The sequence below is a fragment of the Chelativorans multitrophicus genome (assembly GCF_011317445.1).
In the GTDB taxonomy this organism is placed as follows: Bacteria; Pseudomonadota; Alphaproteobacteria; order Rhizobiales; family Rhizobiaceae; genus Chelativorans; species Chelativorans multitrophicus.
Map to the genome: position 1 here is coordinate 26630 of NZ_JAAAPL010000009.1, position 16251 is coordinate 42880.

At 60.9% G+C, this 16251-nt stretch carries 15 protein-coding genes and 3 pseudogenes; 8 read left to right on the forward strand and 10 right to left on the reverse strand.

From position 1 onward, the window contains the following. Positions 1–32: 32 nt before the first annotated feature. From GNP00_RS21960 to GNP00_RS21970, 3 genes are all read right to left on the reverse strand, one after another. Positions 33–1142 (reverse strand): ABC transporter ATP-binding protein, encoded by a 1110-nt coding sequence (locus tag GNP00_RS21960; RefSeq protein WP_011578893.1) that lies wholly within the window; start codon positions 1140–1142, stop codon positions 33–35. An 87-nt stretch (positions 1143–1229) separates the two neighbouring features. Beyond that, positions 1230–2285 carry an extracellular solute-binding protein gene (locus tag GNP00_RS21965; RefSeq protein ID WP_157038251.1) on the reverse strand — a complete coding sequence of 352 codons (1056 nt, stop codon included), beginning with the start codon at positions 2283–2285 and terminating at the stop codon, positions 1230–1232. A 39-nt stretch (positions 2286–2324) separates the two neighbouring features. Next, positions 2325–4112 carry an ABC transporter permease gene (locus tag GNP00_RS21970; protein WP_166016305.1) on the reverse strand — a complete coding sequence of 596 codons (1788 nt, stop codon included), beginning with the start codon at positions 4110–4112 and terminating at the stop codon, positions 2325–2327. Positions 4113–4363: 251 nt separating this feature from the next. Here GNP00_RS21970 and GNP00_RS21975 point away from each other — a divergent pair, with 251 nt between their 5' ends. The 4 genes from GNP00_RS21975 (at position 4364) to GNP00_RS21990 (ending at position 8054) form a co-directional block, all read left to right on the forward strand. Further along, entirely contained in the window at positions 4364–5563 is a 1200-nt protein-coding gene (locus GNP00_RS21975) for a mandelate racemase family protein (RefSeq protein ID WP_011578896.1), read from the forward strand. Between the two features lie 53 nt (positions 5564–5616). After that, positions 5617–6411, forward strand: coding sequence for a hydroxypyruvate isomerase (gene hyi / locus GNP00_RS21980; protein WP_041545843.1), 795 nt, complete (start codon positions 5617–5619; stop codon positions 6409–6411). Further along, on the forward strand, positions 6408–7292 hold the full coding sequence (locus tag GNP00_RS21985; RefSeq protein WP_011578898.1) for a 2-hydroxy-3-oxopropionate reductase: 885 nt from the start codon (positions 6408–6410) through the stop codon (positions 7290–7292). The genes hyi and GNP00_RS21985 overlap by 4 nt, the downstream gene beginning before the upstream one ends. 102 nt (positions 7293–7394) lie before the next feature. Then, positions 7395–8054 carry a GntR family transcriptional regulator gene (locus tag GNP00_RS21990; protein WP_246259493.1) on the forward strand — a complete coding sequence of 220 codons (660 nt, stop codon included), beginning with the start codon at positions 7395–7397 and terminating at the stop codon, positions 8052–8054. Here GNP00_RS21990 and GNP00_RS21995 read toward each other — a convergent pair. The 6 genes and pseudogenes from GNP00_RS21995 to GNP00_RS22020 all read right to left on the reverse strand — a co-directional run. Then, positions 7989–8384: pseudogene (locus GNP00_RS21995) on the reverse strand (DDE-type integrase/transposase/recombinase); the annotation flags it as partial. The gene GNP00_RS21990 and the pseudogene GNP00_RS21995 sit on opposite strands and share 66 nt — an antisense overlap. An 80-nt stretch (positions 8385–8464) precedes the next feature. Further along, positions 8465–9190, reverse strand: coding sequence for a ribonuclease activity regulator RraA (locus GNP00_RS22000; protein WP_011578901.1), 726 nt, complete (start codon positions 9188–9190; stop codon positions 8465–8467). A gap of 7 nt (positions 9191–9197) precedes the next feature. After that, positions 9198–10097, reverse strand: a complete 900-nt coding sequence (locus tag GNP00_RS22005; RefSeq protein WP_011578902.1) for a dihydrodipicolinate synthase family protein — start codon at positions 10095–10097, stop codon at positions 9198–9200. A gap of 12 nt (positions 10098–10109) precedes the next feature. Then, on the reverse strand, positions 10110–11852 hold the full coding sequence (gene araD, locus GNP00_RS22010) for an L-arabinonate dehydratase (RefSeq protein WP_011578903.1): 1743 nt from the start codon (positions 11850–11852) through the stop codon (positions 10110–10112). Between the two features lie 15 nt (positions 11853–11867). Then, complete coding sequence (locus GNP00_RS22015; protein ID WP_011578904.1) at positions 11868–12689, reverse strand: tripartite tricarboxylate transporter permease; 822 nt, start codon at positions 12687–12689, stop codon at positions 11868–11870. A 10-nt stretch (positions 12690–12699) separates the two neighbouring features. Then, positions 12700–12936 carry a hypothetical protein gene (locus GNP00_RS22020; RefSeq protein WP_011578905.1) on the reverse strand — a complete coding sequence of 79 codons (237 nt, stop codon included), beginning with the start codon at positions 12934–12936 and terminating at the stop codon, positions 12700–12702. 155 nt (positions 12937–13091) lie between these two features. Between GNP00_RS22020 and GNP00_RS22025 the strand changes: the two genes are divergently transcribed. From GNP00_RS22025 to GNP00_RS22045, 4 genes and pseudogenes are all read left to right on the forward strand, one after another. Continuing rightward, positions 13092–13781, forward strand: coding sequence for a GntR family transcriptional regulator (locus GNP00_RS22025; RefSeq protein WP_011578906.1), 690 nt, complete (start codon positions 13092–13094; stop codon positions 13779–13781). A gap of 86 nt (positions 13782–13867) precedes the next feature. Further along, on the forward strand, positions 13868–14554 hold the full coding sequence (locus GNP00_RS22030) for a GntR family transcriptional regulator (RefSeq protein WP_011578907.1): 687 nt from the start codon (positions 13868–13870) through the stop codon (positions 14552–14554). A 125-nt stretch (positions 14555–14679) separates the two neighbouring features. Continuing rightward, a pseudogene (locus tag GNP00_RS22035) lies at positions 14680–15027 on the forward strand (strawberry notch-like NTP hydrolase domain-containing protein); the annotation flags it as partial. Positions 15028–15144: 117 nt separating this feature from the next. After that, positions 15145–15963: pseudogene (locus tag GNP00_RS22045) on the forward strand (transposase); the annotation flags it as partial. Between the two features lie 23 nt (positions 15964–15986). On the opposite strand, the gene GNP00_RS23655 reads toward GNP00_RS22045, so the two are convergent. Further along, complete coding sequence (locus GNP00_RS23655) at positions 15987–16109, reverse strand: hypothetical protein (protein ID WP_281352180.1); 123 nt, start codon at positions 16107–16109, stop codon at positions 15987–15989. Positions 16110–16251 lie beyond the last annotated feature (142 nt).

Genomic DNA, 16251 nt, shown 5'->3' on the forward strand with positions numbered 1-16251 from the left:
CTGTCCTACCTTCTTCTCAGTATTGATTGAGCCTAGTCGTCCATCACGGGCATGACCCATGGAACGTCGTCGCCGAATGACACGACGACTTTCTCGGATATATTTGCGACCACGGGTGAGCGACCCTGGACCCGGAAAGCAGAATCGACACCTTCGATATCAAGGAAGTATTCGACCACACTCCCGAGATAGCTGATCTTGCTGACAGTACAGACGAAGCTGTTTTCGCCGTTTGGTGTTTCGCTCTTGGCGTCGCCCAGGCGGCTTATCTCTACGGCGTCGGGCCGGAACATTACATCCACATCCTGAGACATGGCGATGGTATCGATCGACCTGGCGGCCCTGATGCAGATGCTCTCTCCGACCATCACATGTACGTCATGGCTGCTCCTGGCGGAAACGCGGCCACGCAGAAAGTTTGCAACCCCGACCACTTTGCCGACGAACCGGTTGGTGGGCCTGTGATAGATTTCATCGGGTCGATCGACCTGGAGGATTCTTCCCGCCTGCATGACAGCAATGCGATCGGCCATCGCCAGCGCTTCTTCCTGGCTGTGCGTCACATAGAGGCTGGTTGTGCCGAGCCGCTGCTGCAGGTGACGAATCTCAAAGCGCATGGACTCGCGCAGGGCTGCGTCGAGATTGCTGAGAGGCTCGTCGAACAGGAGCACGTTGGGTTCGAGGGCGATTGCGCGGGCGAGTGCCACGCGCTGCTGCTGCCCGCCGCTCAGCTGGGCCGGAAACCTGTCACTGTAGGGCGCCATGTCCACTATGGCCAATACGTTCGACACTCTCTGGGCTATTTCGGCCTTCGGAACCTTCCTCAGCTTGAGACCGTACGCGACGTTGTCGAAGACCTTCATATGCGGCCAGAGGGCATAGCTCTGGAACACCATGCCGATACCGCGGTCCTCGGGCGGCACGGACTTGCGTCCGTTGGCCAATACCGTTTCGCCTATGCGAATAGAGCCTGATGTAGGATGCTCCAGCCCCGCAAGCATCCGCAGCGTCGTGGTTTTTCCGCATCCGCTGGGGCCAAGCATTGCCAGCATCTCGCCTTCCGACAAGACAAGGCTGATATCATCGACCGCTGTAACGGCACCGTATTTTCTAGTAAGATTTTCAAGCTCAACGGCGGGCATTGGCATCCTCGGATGAATCAGTGACAAGGCTGCCGGAAGGCGGATCCAGTCGGTCCGCCTTCCGGCGGTTCGCGTCGTAGCGAGGTGCTACCGCGCTGCTTCCATTGCGGATCTTACGATCTCGACCTGCGTGCCCACGTTTTCGGCAAGGTAGGCGTTGTCGGGAACAATGAGCTGATGGTCCGCGGCCGTGGTGCCGTCGAAGAACTCTGGCGAGAAGTCGGAATTGACAGGGATGCTGTCAAATCCGGCCGTGAAGGCCTTCTGCCCAGCCGGGCTGAGCAACCAGGAGGCAAAGAGTTCTGCCGCAGGCCTGTTCGGCGCCGCTTCGAGAACCGCGATGGACGAGTCGGATGTCGGTGTGCCTTCCGTCGCCCAGTTGAAGGCAACCGGCTCTCCAGAGCCGATCTGCCGCTGCATCTGGGTGATGGTAACAGGCGCGATTGCTCGTTCGCCCGTGATCAGCAGTTCGCCCAGCTCGCCGTGCCCTGCTGTGAGGTAGGGATCGTTGGCCGCGATGCCCTTCCAGTAGTCGGGGCCGTAACCTTCCTCGTCTGCAAGGTGTGTGGTTACGAACCACACGAAAGGATGAACAGCCGACGCCGTTGCAGGATCGGCCATGGCCATCATGCCGCTCCATTTGGGATCGGTCAGTTCGAGCCAGGATCGAGGCGAGTCCTCGGGAGCGATGATCGAGGTGTTGTACCCGATGACGTACGGAATTGTCGCCACGGTATGGATACGTCCGTTCTCGGAAAGGAGATTTTGCGGGATACCGGACGTATCCGCAGGCTCGAAACTCAGGAACGCATCAGGATTGCGGATGTCGAGTTCGGCGATGGCGGAACCGCCACCCCAGATGATGTCCGCCCTGTTGCGGTTTGCGTTGAGTTCAAGCTGCAGCGTTGTGACAAGCTGGCCCGTAGGCTGCTCGAACAGCGTGACGCTGATGCCCGGATACTGCTCCTCGAAGATGTCGACGACAGGCTGGGCGTCGACGGCACCGTGTCCGAGATAGATCAGCAGGTCTCCGCTCGGATCCTGCCCATATGCAGGCATCGCAACCGCGCCGGCAATGATCAGTGCATAGATGCCAGGCATAACGCCCGCACCCAAACGCATTGTTTCTAGTCGATTTTTCACCTTTTCCTCCCTCTTCAGTGAATGACAAACAACAGGTTTCTAATCGTCGCTGGCCTCCAGCAGGGACCTCCCTACAACCTTCATTGCGACAAGCATGGTTATTCCGATGACCAGAAGCAGAATGATGCCCATTGCGGCCGCGGCCTGGACGCCGCCCGTGCCCTCCCAGGCCGCGATCATCGCTGTGGACACGACTTCGGTACCCGGCCCCTTGAGCATGATCGAGGCGCTAAGCTCCGGCAGGCACTGAACAAAGACCATGATCCACGCGTACAGAAGGCCGCGCTTGACCAGCGGAACAGTCACAAACATCAGAGTTTGCATCCAGCTCCCCCCGGAGATGCGGGAAGCTTCTTCCAGCTCGGACCCGACCTGAATCAAGGCGTTCTGGGAAATGCGGACGCCAAAGGGGATATTGGAAGCCACATAGGCCAGCAGCAGGATCGAAAGCGTCCCATAGACCGGGAAATATCCGAGCGGCGGCGAAAGATATGTGACAATCAACCCGACCGCGAAGGACGTGCCGGCAATTCCGAGGGGCAGGATGGCGATATAGTCGAGAATGCCGCTGCCCGTTATCCTGGTCCGCACCACGATGTAGGCGACCACCACCCCCAGCACCACAACCGAGGTGGCCGCGGAAAAGCTCAGGATGAGGCTGTTGCCGAAAGCCTCAAGGAAAATGGGCGAGCTGAATACGAATTCGTAGGCCCGGAAGCTGAAATTGTCCCAGCGCAACCCAAGGCCACGCGCGCCCATGAACGACACAAGCAGTATCGCGATATACGGGATGACGCATGTGGCCAGCGCGTAGACCGCGCCAAGCGCCGTAAAGAGATGGCGACCCCACCCAAGATCGAGCATGGCCGGACGGAAGCTCTTGCCGCCGATGGTCTGGAACAGCCTAACATTCCTGATGCTGAGCCTATAGAGGAACAGCATAAACAGGGACCCGATGGCCAGGACGATCGAGAGTGCACCGGACGCCTGGAAACTCCCTGTCACCAGCAGCGCATTGCGAATCTCGATAGTCAGATAGTCCATCTGCAAAAGGTAAGGCGTGCCATACAGCGTAAGGGTCACCGTGAAGGCCAACAGGCCGCCCGACAGGATCGCATGCCGCATCAGCGGGATTGTGATCGTCATGATCATCTTGCCGGGACGCGCGCCGTTCAGACGGGCAGCCTCCTCGAGCGAGGGATCCATGTTTTCGAGAAGCGGTGCGGTCTGAATAAAGACGAACGCCACTCCGCTCGGCAGTGCGAGCAACAGGAAGCCAAGGATCGAGAATACGTTGAAGGGGCCGTAGCTGGTATCGATCTGGAAAAGATCGCGGACCAGGACATTGATCCAGCCATTGGTCGGCCCAATCAGCGCGATATAAGCCATCACGATCAGGAACGGCGGACTGAACAGCGTCAGAAGTATCGCAACACGCACAATCTTCTTGCCGTACATCCTTGTGCGTGCAACCCCGAACGAGAGCGGCACGCCCACAAGCACGCTCAGGACGGCAACGCCGCTCGAAACGAGCAGGGTCGTGTAAAGAGCACGCTGGACGCGCGGCAACGCCAGTTGCTCGAAATACGCGCCAAGCCCCAGGTCGCCAGAGCCCGCACCCAGGCTGACCAGAAGCAGCGCAAGCATCGGCGCCACCACAAGCAGGAGCAGCAGGAGAACTGCGGCCACCCAGATGATGCGTGTGGCGAACGCACCACCAAAGCCGCTTTTCGGCTTCACCTTCAGCCGCTGCATGCCGGACGCGTCGTCCGCGCTGACAGACGTCGCCGTCATCTCAGCGCCCACCCCCTTACCAGGGTCGTCCATTCTCGCTTGCCTGACGGCCCGAATATCCATCGATTTGGCATCCCCTCCTCCTGCAGACGCGTCCCTCTCGCTCTGACTAACCTGCGCAAATCGCGGATGTCAACTATACAATTTGACATTGTATATCCGATATGATTTTACATTTGCCCTGAGTTAGGGCGGAGTTGCCGATACAAAACGCCCGGAAATTCGGCCAACCCAAGGCGTTGAAACGGGAAGTGGCCGAGCACGCGAGGAGGAGAAATCTACCGATGACGTCAACCGTCCAGGCCGTTAGCCAATCGCAGTCGGGCCGCGACAGCACCATCGCTCGTGTCGAGCTGTTCCTGTTTAAGCAGGAAATGCAGAATGTCGCGTTCGACGTCAGCCCGAGCGGGATCGACATGCCGGACGTGCGGTCAAGCCGGACCAGGTTGGCAATTACACTCGAGACCAGGGATGGCTGCAAGGGCGAGTATATCGGAGGGCGCTCGGATATCGTTCCGCACCTGAGCTTTGGCGCCAAACGGGTCCTCGGCCAAAGCGCGTTCGACCGCGAACGATTTTACACCGATCTGCGCCGTCATCTGCGCAAGGAAGATCGTATCGGCCTGAGCCAGCTGGATATCGTTTTGTGGGACTGGCTCGGCAAGCAGCTCGGCGCCTCGGTCTCCGATCTCCTGGGTGGCGGCAAGGACCGGCTTCCCGCATATGCGAGCACCTGGTTCGGCGGCGACGGCAGCGGCCTGGAACATCCCGAGGCTTATGCCGACTTCGCCGAGGAGTGCTACGGACTCGGCTACCGGGCTTTCAAGATGCACGGGTGGGTTGATGGTAACGTCGAACGGGAGCGGTCGGCGATTCTGAAGCTTGGGGATCGTGTCGGTGGCCGCATGAATCTCATGCACGATGCGGCCTGCCACCTGATTACCTTTGCTGATGCACTTGCGGTCGGGCGCGCCTGCGACGAAGCCGGGTTCTTTTGGTATGAGGATCCCTACAGCGATCTCGGCCTGTCGGCGCACTCGCATCGCCGGCTTCGCGAACTTCTAAAGACGCCAATCCTTCTCGGAGAGCACGTGCGCGGCCTTGAATCCCTGGCCACCCTGGTTCTGGCGGGCGGCACCGATTTCGTACGGGCGGACCCCAATTTCGACATTGGCATTACAGGCACCATGAAGATTGCGCACTTTGCCGAGGCCCTCGGAATCGACGTGGAGCTTCACGGCTGCGGCCCGGCGCACAGGCAATGCATGGCTGCGATCCGGAATACAAATTATTACGAGCTCTCGATGGTCTCCCCGTCTCGAGGGCAGCCCGTGAACCCGTTCTATGCCGGCGGATACTCGGACCTGCTCGACGATGTGGACTCCGATGGATCTTTCCCGGTTCCGAAGGGACCTGGTCTCGGTGTCGAATACGACTGGGATGTGGTCACGCGCAATTTGGTCAATCACATCGTCATCGAGTAATTGCCCCGAAAGCTTTATCGCCCGTCGCCCAACTCATCCAGACGAGACCGCCCTTGCCGAAATTTTCAGCAAATCTATCCATGTTGTACAGCGAATGGCCCTTTCTCGAGAGGTTTGCCATGGCCGCAGCGGACGGTTTTCAAGCCGTCGAATATCTGCGCCCTTATGACGAGACCCCCGAGGCGATATGCGAGCAGCTTGAACGCCACGACCTCGTCCAGGCACTTTTCAACCTGCCCGCCGGGGACTGGGCAGCGGGCGAACGCGGAATCGCCTGCATGCCGGACCGCGTCGAGGAGTTCAAGGCAGGCGTCGAGGTTGCGATCCGTTATGCGCAGGCGTTGAAGTGCAGCAAAATCAATTGCCTCGCCGGGATTGCCCCGACAGATGCCAGTGCTGCGGTTCTCGAGGTAACGCTGATCAGCAATCTCTCCCATGCCGCGGCGAGGCTGCGAGATGTCGGGATCGATCTGCTGATCGAGCCGATCAATTTGCGGGACATTCCTGGCTTTTTTGTATCAACGACCGATCATGCCGAGCGCATCATCGACGCCGTCGGGGCCGATAATCTGTTCATCCAGTATGACCTCTACCACACGCAGATCATGCAGGGTGACCTGATCTGCGGCTATGAGCGGCTTAGGGAGCGCATCGGGCATATCCAACTGGCCGACACCCCCGGCCGACACGAGCCCGGCACTGGGGAGATCAACTTCGCAAACGTCCTGCCCGCCCTCGATTCGCTGGGATATGGCGGATTCGTCGGCTGCGAATACAAGCCCCTCGCCGGAACGCGCGAAGGCCTTATCTGGATGAAGCCATACCTGCAGGGAGGAGTTGGAGAATGAATATCGGGTTTATCGGTCTCGGGATCATGGGCCGGCCGATGGCAGGCCATCTGATCGACGCCGGCTATACGGTGCACCTCAATCGCGTGAAGCCTGTTTCCCAGCACCTGGTCGACAAGGGGGGCCGCGCTGTTGCGACAGCCAAGGCTGTTTCAGAAGCAGCCGATGTGATCATCCTGATGGTCCCGGACACGGACGACGTGGAAACGGTCCTGTTTGGCGCTGACGGCGTGGCGGAAGGACTTTCGCCCGGCAAGTTGATCATCGACATGAGTTCGATCTCACCGGTGGCGACCAAGGCCTTTGCCGAACGCATCGAGGCCCTGGGCTGTGACTATCTGGATGCACCGGTTTCCGGCGGCGAAGCAGGTGCAATCAACGCGAGCCTGACGATCATGGTCGGGGGCAATCCGGAGGTGTTCGAGAAAACGCGACCTCTATTCGAAGTCCTGGGAAAATCGATAACCTTTATCGGACCGGCGGGCAGTGGGCAGATCACCAAAGTTGCCAATCAGATCGTGGTCGGGTTGACCATTGAGGCGGTGGCCGAGGCGCTTACGTTCGCGCGTGTGGCCGGGGCTGATCCGGTGAAGGTCAGGGAGGCACTGTCGGGGGGACTCGCTGCATCCAAGATTCTGGAGATGCACGGTGAGCGGATGATCAAGCGAACGTTCGATCCGGGGTTTCGCATCCGCTTGCACCGCAAGGACATGAGCATTGCAGTCGACTCAGCCCGCCAACTTGGTCTAGCCCTTCCCAACGTTGCACTTGTTGAGCAAATGATGAATTCAGCAATCGCGCGCGGCGACGGGGATAAAGACCATTCAGGCCTTGTCCGGACTATCGAGGCCTTGGCCGGCGCTTCCCCGGACCCAGAGTGATCCAGGTGGGAAAATATTGCGGGACGCGGTAAGACCACGATTTAACGGGCAATGCGGCAAAGTGAAAAAATGGCAAAAAGCCTCATAAAAAGACCTCCACCGTTGGGCGACGAAGTCTACAACGCGATCTACGCGCGCCTCATGTCGCTGAAGATTCCACCCGGCGGTCGCATTTCTATCGACAGCCTCGCAAGAGATTTGGGCGTTTCGCAGACACCTGTGCGTGAAGCGCTGTCGCGTCTGGAGGAACAGGGTCTGGTCGTAAAAACGCACCTGATGGGATACAGCGCCGCCGATCAGATGGCTGTAGAAAGGTTCGACCAGCTCTATGAGTTGCGGCTGCTGCTTGAACCCGTGGCGGCAGCAAGAGCCGCTGCCAATATGTCGAAAGAATCTAAAAAGGCGCTGGCTAAGCTCTCACAAAGCATCGAACCCGGCTCCAAGATGTCTCTCACTGCATACGGCCACTTCGCACGAAAGGATCAAGAATTTCATGAATTGATTGCACAGGGCAGCGGCAACGAACTCATTCGAGAGTGCTTGGCCAGGCTGCACATACACGTGCACCTCTTCCGCCTGTTCTATCACGCACACGCAGCCCAAGCGGCGTTTGACGAGCATCAGACGATTGTGACCGCCATCATCGCAGGCGATTCAGAGGCGTCGGCCGACGCGATGCGGGAACATATCGAACGGTCACGCGAACGGTTTAGACCGGCTTTCGACTCCGGAACCACCGATTTGCCTCTGCTGCTTCCATGATGGGTTTAGGGGGTGGCGAAATGCAGCGCCAAGATGCCCGCCAATATGACGGCGGCCAAGGAAAAAGGACTTGAAGCCGAGCATAGACCGGACGCGCCGCTCGATCCGACGATGGTCCTGTTCAATCCGGTTATTGAGGTATTGGCTCTGACAGACGCGGATCGGCTTCAGTGACCGTTGCGATTGGTCTCGAAGCCGGGTCTCACCATTGCAGGCAACAATTGCTTGCCGGTTCGTCTGGCTACCGTCAATGACGAAGAACTCGACCGTGTCGCCCACGCTGTCGACCGCGCGGTAAAGATACTTCCAGCGACCGCGCACCCGGACATATGGTTACCGTGTGGTTTGCGACAGAGCCACCGCCTGCAACAAGGTGCTTGCCATGGGGTTTGGACATGGTCGTCGCCTCCTCAGCGTCCGGTCCTTGCACGCCATTCGGCATACTTCTTCTGGTTCTCATCCTCCGTGGCCGGATAGAGCCCTATCACGGCAGCACCCGCCTTGACCTCCTCGAGCACGAAATCCTCAAAGCTCTCCATCCCCAAACATTCGTCGGCGATTTCTTCTGCGAGATGGGCCGGAATCACCATCACGCCGTCGCCATCACCCACCAATACGTCGCCGGGGAATATCGCGACATCGCCGCAGGCGATCGGCACATTGATATCGAGCGCTTCATGCAGCGTCAGGTTGGTCGGAGCGGAAGGACCGGCACAATAGGCCGGCATATCCAACGCACCAATGCCCGCCACGTCCCTGAACCCGCCGTCGGAAACGACACCGGCCGCGCCGCGCAATGCCAGTCGTGTTACAAGGATCGACCCTGCGGTTGCCGCGCGCGCGTTCTTGCGCGCATCCATCACCAACACCCAACCGGCAGGGCAGGTCTCGATGGCCACACGCTGGGGATGATCGGCTTTGCGGAAGACGGTGATCGGATTGCGGTCTTCGCGCGCGGGAATATAGCGCAAGGTGAACGCCTGGCCGACCATGTTCGTCGGCTTGGGCGAGACGCGCGTCACCCCCTGGATGAACTGGTTACGCAGGCCGCGCTTGTAGAGCGCCGTCGCAATCGAAGCGGTCGACACTTGTGAAAGCTTGCCGCGTGTCTCGTCGGAAAGGGCGTAATCGGTCATGGGAACCTCAAACAAGGGAGTTTTCGGAAAGAAATTGGCTCAGGCGGTCGGCTTGCTGCCCGGTCAGCGGCCAGGCTGACGGCGGACGCGTCGGACCGCAATCAAGTCCTTGCGCGATCAGCGCGGCCTTGACGGCGGTAACGTTCGTGCCTGCCATTTCTTCAGCGCGGATATCCTCGAACACCTTCATGCCGGAAATCAGCATATTGGCTTTGGAATAGTCGCCTGCATCGAGCGCGTCGTGGATTGCTACCGATCTTTCCGGCCAGACATTCATCAGTCCGGACGTGAAGCCCCGCGCTCCAACCGCGTAGAAAGTCGGCGCCCACACTTCGGCAAGACCGCCGACCCAGACGATCGATGGATCGCAGGCCGCGCGGGCCTCGGCAAGACGAATTGGATTGGGTGTCGCCCACTTGACGCCCTGGACGGTAGGGAGCGCGCAAAGATCGGCTATCGCCTTGGTGCCGATTAGATCGTTGCGCAGATAGAGCATTATCGGCAATCCGCCGGATGCGTCGCTGAGCGCACGAATGTAATCGCCAATTCCGCGCGGCGCGACAAACGGATCCGGGGGCTGATGAACCATCAGTGCCGCAGCGCCCGCTTCAGCAGAGACCCGCGCCAGCCGCATGGCGTCTCGCAAGCCGCGCCCCACGCCTGCTATGACCGGTGCGCGGCCGTCCACCATTGCGACGACTTCCTGCACCATCCGACAGGCCTCGTCGGTGGTTAGCGCATAAAATTCACCGGTATTGCCGTTGACGACGGGCAAGTGAACGCCGGCCTTCAAGGCGCGATCGATGATGGATTGAAGCCGGAGTGGCGCTACTTCGCCCGCTTCGTCATAAGGCGTCACAAGGATGCCCGAGATGCCGGTGAGTGCGTGCGCGAGGATTGCCGTCATTCCTGTTTCTCCTCAGTAGATCTGGGGTTCGCTCGCCGCGCGACCAAAGTCGCGCTCGAGGAAGTCAAAGTCGCAGCCCTTGTCCGCCTGGGTCACATGACGGGAGAACATCCAGCCCCAGCCGCGCTCAAAGCGGGGCTCGGGTGCCCTCCATTGGCCGTGGCGGCGTGCGATTTCAGCTTCGTCCACCAGCATGTCGAGCCGCCGTGCCGGCAAGTCGAGGCGCACGATGTCGCCGGTGCGCAGAAGCGCCAGCGGGCCGCCGATGTAGGATTCCGGCGCGACATGCAGGACGCAGGCGCCATAGGACGTACCGGACATCCGCGCATCCGAGATGCGCAGCATGTCGCGGTGACCCTGCTTGATCAGAGCCTTGGGAATGGGAAGCATCCCCCATTCGGGGAAGCCGGGTCCGCCGAGCGGCCCTGCATTGCGCAGCACCAGCACGTGGTCAGGCGTAACGTCGAGGTTTTCGTCGTCCACGGCCTTCTTCATCTCGGGATAGCTGTCGAACACCAGCGCCGGACCCTTGTGAACATAGAATTTCGGATCGCACGCCGCGGGCTTGATCACCGCACCGGATGGGCAGAGATTGCCGCGCAGCACCGCGAGCGATCCCTCGTGATAGATCGGGTTGGACAGCGGGCGGATGACATCCTCGTTGAAGACCTTCGCCCCTTCGAGGTTCTCGCCCATCGTTTTGCCGCTCACCGTCATCACGTCGAGCGCGAGGCGATCCCTTATCTGCACCATCAACGCGCGGAGCCCGCCGGCATAGTGGAAATCCTCCATCAGATAGTCCTTGCCGGAAGGTCGCACATTGGCGATCAGCGGGGTGACGCGGCCAAGCGCGTCGAGATCGTCAAGGGTCAGGTCGACGCCCGCCCGCCGCGCCATGGCGATAAGGTGCACGACCGCATTGGTCGAGCAGCCCGTCGCCATTGCCACGATGGCCGCATTGCGCACGGACGCATCCGTGACGATCAGGTCGGGGGTGAGGTCTTCCCAAACCATCTCAACGATGCGGCGCCCACATTCCGATGCCATGCGCTGGTGGCCCGAATCCACGGCGGGTATCGAGGATGCGCCTGGTAGCGTGAGGCCCATCGCGTCGGCAATCGCCGTCATGGTGCTGGCAGTGCCCATGGTCATGCACACACCTGCAGAGCGCGCAATGCCACCCTGCAACCCTGTCCATTCGGCATCGGTGATGTTGCCGGCGCGCCGCTCGTCCCAGTATTTCCAGGCATCCGATCCGGAGCCGAGATGCTGGCCGGCATAGTTGCCGCGCAGCATCGGACCGGCCGGGAGATAGATCATCGGCAGGCCGGCCGTCAGCGCGCCCATGATCAGGCCGGGCGTGCTCTTGTCGCAGCCGCCCATCAGCACCACGCCGTCGAGCGGATGCGAGCGGATCATCTCTTCCGTCTCCATCGCCAGCAGGTTGCGGTAGAGCATCGATGTCGGCTTGGTGAAGCTCTCGTCTACAGACAGCGACGGTAGTTCGACCGCGAAGCCACCTGCCATCTGCACACCGCGTCGCACATCCTTCGCCCGCTCGCGGAAGTGCGAATGGCAGCTGTTGAGCTCGGACCAGGTGTTGAGGATACCGATCACCGGCCGACCCATGAATTCTTCCGGCGCGTATCCGAGCTGCATCATGCGTGAGCGATGGCCGAACGAGCGCAGGTCGTCGGGGGCGAACCACCGCGCCGACCGCAGGGTTTCAGGTGTCTTCTTGTGCTGCAGCGTCATGCCGGCTTCCTCTGGTTATGGCGTGTTGCAACCGGACGGGAAAACCGGCCGGCGCTGGAAATGTGCTCGGCTGTCACAGCTCACGCCCCCGCTGGTTTGCGCGGCGATAATCTTCGACGGGCGCAATCCGCGATAGATCTGCCAGCAGACTGACGCCGCTGCGAGGCCGAGGAACGTGCCGGAGATCGGGTTCGTAAGGAAGCTTGTGGCATCGCCGGCCGCAAGCTGCAGGTCGCGCCTGAAATTTGTCTCCGCCATCGGCCCCAGGATGAAGCCTATGATAAACGGCGCGGTCGGGATGCCCGCCTTGACGAAGGCATAGCCCAGCACGCCGAAGCCGAGGATCGTCCAGATGTCGAAGATGCGGCTCGCGAGCCCGAAGGCACCCACGGCGCACAGCACCACGATAACCGGCAGCAGGATGTGTTTGGGAATGGCCAGCAGGCGCACGAAGATGCGCAAACCCCAGAATTCGAGGACCAGCATCATCACGGCCGCCAGAATGAGCGCGGCGAAGATGGTGTATACGAACTCGCCTTGCGTGAGGAACAGCATAGGTCCGGGCTGGATACCGTGGATCATCAGGCCGCCCAGCGGGATCGCCGTCACCGCGTCGCCGCAGCCTGCCTCCTCCTCGGTTTCCGTGTCCTGCCGCCGCCATCCTGAAACGGCCTGCAGCAGGCCGAGAAGGATCATGACCGTGGCCAGCACGTAGGGGATGAATGTCGCGTCCACGGCGCCGCGCCGCGGCAGCCCGGAGGTGATATAAAGGTAGCACAGCCCGGCGGCCAGCATGGCAAGGCCAACCGTCAATTCCTTGACGCGCAGAGCGGACATGGGTCGAATCCTATCCCAGAACCACGGTCTCGCCCGAGGTGTGGTAATCTTGGATCGCGCCGTAGGCGATGCCGGCCACTTGGATGCGGTTGCCCAGAGGTGCGGTGATCTTCTCCCCCGCCGAACCGGTGTCGCCGCCAGGGCTTGCGCCGATGATGACGTTGACGGTGCGAGTGGGCCAGTCGATCTGCGCCAGCACGGGGTTCGAGAACAGCGCGGCGGTTGCAAAGGCCAGCGTCGCGGCCACGGGATTTTTTCATTTGGTTCCTCCCATGCGAACTACGAATTGTCAGCTTTACGTTTGTCGCACTAATATATTTGCGCATCAAACGCAAGGTCGGATATGCAGGCCACGTTCGGCCGCGGTGACAAGGCCGGTCTTTCAAGGTATGCGGAGCAGAAATGGAGTTACATGCCACGAGCCGGCCGCGACGCCGCAGGTCGCTTGCAGACGATATCTACGAGCAGCTTCGCCGGCTGATCGTGATGCTGGAGCTGCCGCCCGGCGCCGTCCTAGCCGAACGCGAATTGTGCGAACGCTTTTCCGTGAGCCGTACGCCGGTGCGCGAGGCGGTGCTGAAGCTTGCCGAGCACGGCCTCGTCACGATCGCGCCGCAGCACGGAACGTTTGTGTCCGGCATCGACGCCCGCAGCGTGCGCCAGGCGCATTTCCTGCGTACAAACCTGGAGATTCCGGTGGTACGGCTTCTCTGCGAGCAACCCGCCGTAGACCTTGCGGAACCACGCGCGCTCCTTGTCGCGCAGAAGCTTGTCAACGGCGATTTGACGGCATTCATGCCGTTGGATGACCAGTTTCACCAGTCGCTTTTCGCGCTGGCCGGAATGCGCGAACTCTGGTCCGTCCTCCAGGGGAAGAAGGCGCATCTGGACCGCATCCGCTTTCTTCAGGGGCCGCAGGACGGAAAGGTGGCGGCGCTGATCTCTGACCATCAGGCGATCCTCGACATGATCGTGCGTCGCGACGCCGAAGGTGCCGAAACGATCCTTCGCCGACATGTGGCCGGTTCCGTGCTCTACATGGAGGAATTGCTTCTCCTGCGCCCGGAATTGTTCCGTCCCGTGAGCGCATGAAGCCTTACGGCTGCAGCTTCCTAAAATCGTGCCCCGCGTCGCTCTGATTGTTGCACTAGAGTTTTAGCTTCTGCTATCTGGAAGTCATGTCGACCTCTCACAATAGCTACGCCAGCACCCGCATGGATCCTTATGTGGATTTGCGCCAGCGCATCATCTCGCTCCAGCTACCCCCCGGCACGCTCCTGTCTAGGGCGGAGCTGCAAGCGCGCTACGGCGTCAGCTCGACTCCAATGCGCGACGCGCTGCTGCGCCTGCGCGATGAGGGGCTGGTGGAAATCTATCCGCAATCGCGCACCCTCGTCAGCCGCATCGACCTACCGCTGGCCCGCGAGGCGCATTTCCTGCGAAGCTCGGTGGAGCGCAACATCGTTCGCGAGCTGACGAAGACCATCCCGCCCGGTCTCATCGATATGCTCAGGCGCATTGTCGCGCTTCAGGAACAGAATTCGGGCCCCGAAGACCTGGCGGTCTTCGCTGGCCTCGACCAGACATTTCACGAGACTTTGTTCAAAGCGATGGGATATTTGCGGACATTTGCGGTTATACGTCGCGAGAGCGTCCACATCGATCGTCTGCGGGCGCTTCACCTGCCACTCGGCGACAAGATCGATCGTATCCTCGCCGAACACAAGGCAATTGTCGACGCGATCGAGGCAGGCGACCCAAACCGTGCGGATGAGGCGATGGCATTCCATCTCTCTCAGTCCATTGCGCTCGCGAGCAGGCTGAGCCATGACTGGCCCGGATATTTTACAGGCAATATAGACTGACTTGTCGATTTTGGATCCGCGCGCGCTTCCTTTGGTGCGACGATCCCGACCGCAAAGGCATGCGCCGGATGGGTAACCGGCTCCGACACGAACATCCCAGCGGTCCACCCTATTGCGACATAAAGATGGCTATCCAGTCCAGTGGCGATGTGCCGGCCATTGTAAAGCCCAACCCGACGCCGCTTCGTGCAGTCGGCCGCGATCGCCGCTGTCGCACCGGCGAAGCCGTCGTACCGGCTCCTGCTGTCGGACGCGTCATCGATGACGGCCTGCTCTCGGACGCCCAGATCGAAAGCGTCATCTATCCCGGCGGGACACATTCCGGCCACCATGCTGGCGGCTGGACGGTCGACGAGACCTGCGACATCGTCTCGGCCGCCGCTGAAGGCGCCGAGAACCCGGTCCGGTTCCGCCGTGGATGGTTCCTGGGGGACGGCACGGGCTGCGGGAAGGGGCGAAAGATTTCGGGGATCATTCTGGACAACTGGCTTCAGGGCCGCCGCCGCGCAATCTGGTTCTCGAAGTCGGAACAAGCTCCTGGAGGGGGAGGACGGTACCGAGATCCGGATCGTCCAGGTCCTGCTCGGGCATGCCAAGCTCAACAGCACCGCTTTCTACGCGAGACGACCTGCTTGCCGGTCGGCTACTTCCACGTCGTGTTCACGCTGCCGGCAGAGGTCGCCGACATCGCGTTCTATAATAGGCCAGCGATCTACGACTTGCTGTTCAAGGCGGCATCGGAGACGATGCTGACGATTGCCGCCGATCCAAAGCACTTCGGAGCCAGGATCGGCGTTACCGCGGTCCTCCACACCCGCGATGACGCACCATCCGCATGTGCACATGATCGTCCCCGGTGGCGGCATCGCACTGGACGGGCCACGCTGGATATCTTCCAGGCCGGCCTTCCTGCGCCATCTGAAGCCTGTCCGGAGCAAGCGCTGGGTGGTCTACGCCAAGACGCCGTTCGCCGGCCCCGAGGCAGTACCGCCTATCTCTCGCGTTACACCCACCGGGTCGCGATCTCGAACGGTCGCCTGATCACCTTCGACGAGAGCGGCGTCGCCTTCCGCTCTAAGGATTATCGCTGCAGCGGTGCGGACCGGCAGCAGGTCATTACGCTCGCCACCGACAAGTTCATCCGCCGCCTCTTGCTTCATGCCTACCCACGCGGCTTTCCTTCGCATCCGCCTACGGCCTGCTCGCTGGCAGTTCCCGAAAGACGAACCTGGCGCTTGCTCGCGAACCGCTGAACCGCGCTCCGCCGCCCGATGACGACCTCCAACGCGAACCGGACGACTTCCGCCCGACATGCCCCTGCTGCGGCGAACGCATGAGGTGTTCAACTCTGGAGGCCGCCGCGCGGACCGCCGGACACAACGGCGGCGAACCGGGAGAAGTGTCCATGACCCGGCATGGCATCATCCAGCGTTCAGCCGCAGGCGCCCAGCATTCGGCACCCGGCCAGCGCGTATCCATGATGACTGCTGACGCCGAACTTGGCCTCGACGCCCGGAGCCGCATCGACGTGGTCGTCATCAACGACTGCATCCAAGACCTCCGCCGGCCGAGAAAACAGCTTACGAGATGCTGTGCGAAGCCATTACCTTTCGCGAGATCACCGCTTCCATCCGCGCCTTCATGGCGCAGCGCCAGACGTGGAGAGATCGTCCAGCACGTGCATCATGTAATGGTTG

Bases quoted from the DNA above. Each gene is read 5' to 3' on its own strand.
- GNP00_RS21960 (WP_011578893.1), bottom strand. From the start codon at position 1,142: ATGCCCGCCGTTGAGCTTGAAAATCTTACTAGAAAATACGGTGCCGTT.
- GNP00_RS21970 (WP_166016305.1), bottom strand. From the start codon at position 4,112: ATGGACGACCCTGGTAAGGGGGTGGGCGCTGAGATGACGGCGACGTCT.
- GNP00_RS21975 (WP_011578896.1), top strand. From the start codon at position 4,364: ATGACGTCAACCGTCCAGGCCGTTAGCCAATCGCAGTCGGGCCGCGAC.
- GNP00_RS21985 (WP_011578898.1), top strand. From the start codon at position 6,408: ATGAATATCGGGTTTATCGGTCTCGGGATCATGGGCCGGCCGATGGCA.
- GNP00_RS22000 (WP_011578901.1), bottom strand. From the start codon at position 9,190: ATGACCGATTACGCCCTTTCCGACGAGACACGCGGCAAGCTTTCACAA.
- GNP00_RS22005 (WP_011578902.1), bottom strand. From the start codon at position 10,097: ATGACGGCAATCCTCGCGCACGCACTCACCGGCATCTCGGGCATCCTT.
- araD (WP_011578903.1), bottom strand. From the start codon at position 11,852: ATGACGCTGCAGCACAAGAAGACACCTGAAACCCTGCGGTCGGCGCGG.
- GNP00_RS22015 (WP_011578904.1), bottom strand. From the start codon at position 12,689: ATGTCCGCTCTGCGCGTCAAGGAATTGACGGTTGGCCTTGCCATGCTG.
- GNP00_RS22025 (WP_011578906.1), top strand. From the start codon at position 13,092: ATGGAGTTACATGCCACGAGCCGGCCGCGACGCCGCAGGTCGCTTGCA.
- GNP00_RS22030 (WP_011578907.1), top strand. From the start codon at position 13,868: ATGTCGACCTCTCACAATAGCTACGCCAGCACCCGCATGGATCCTTAT.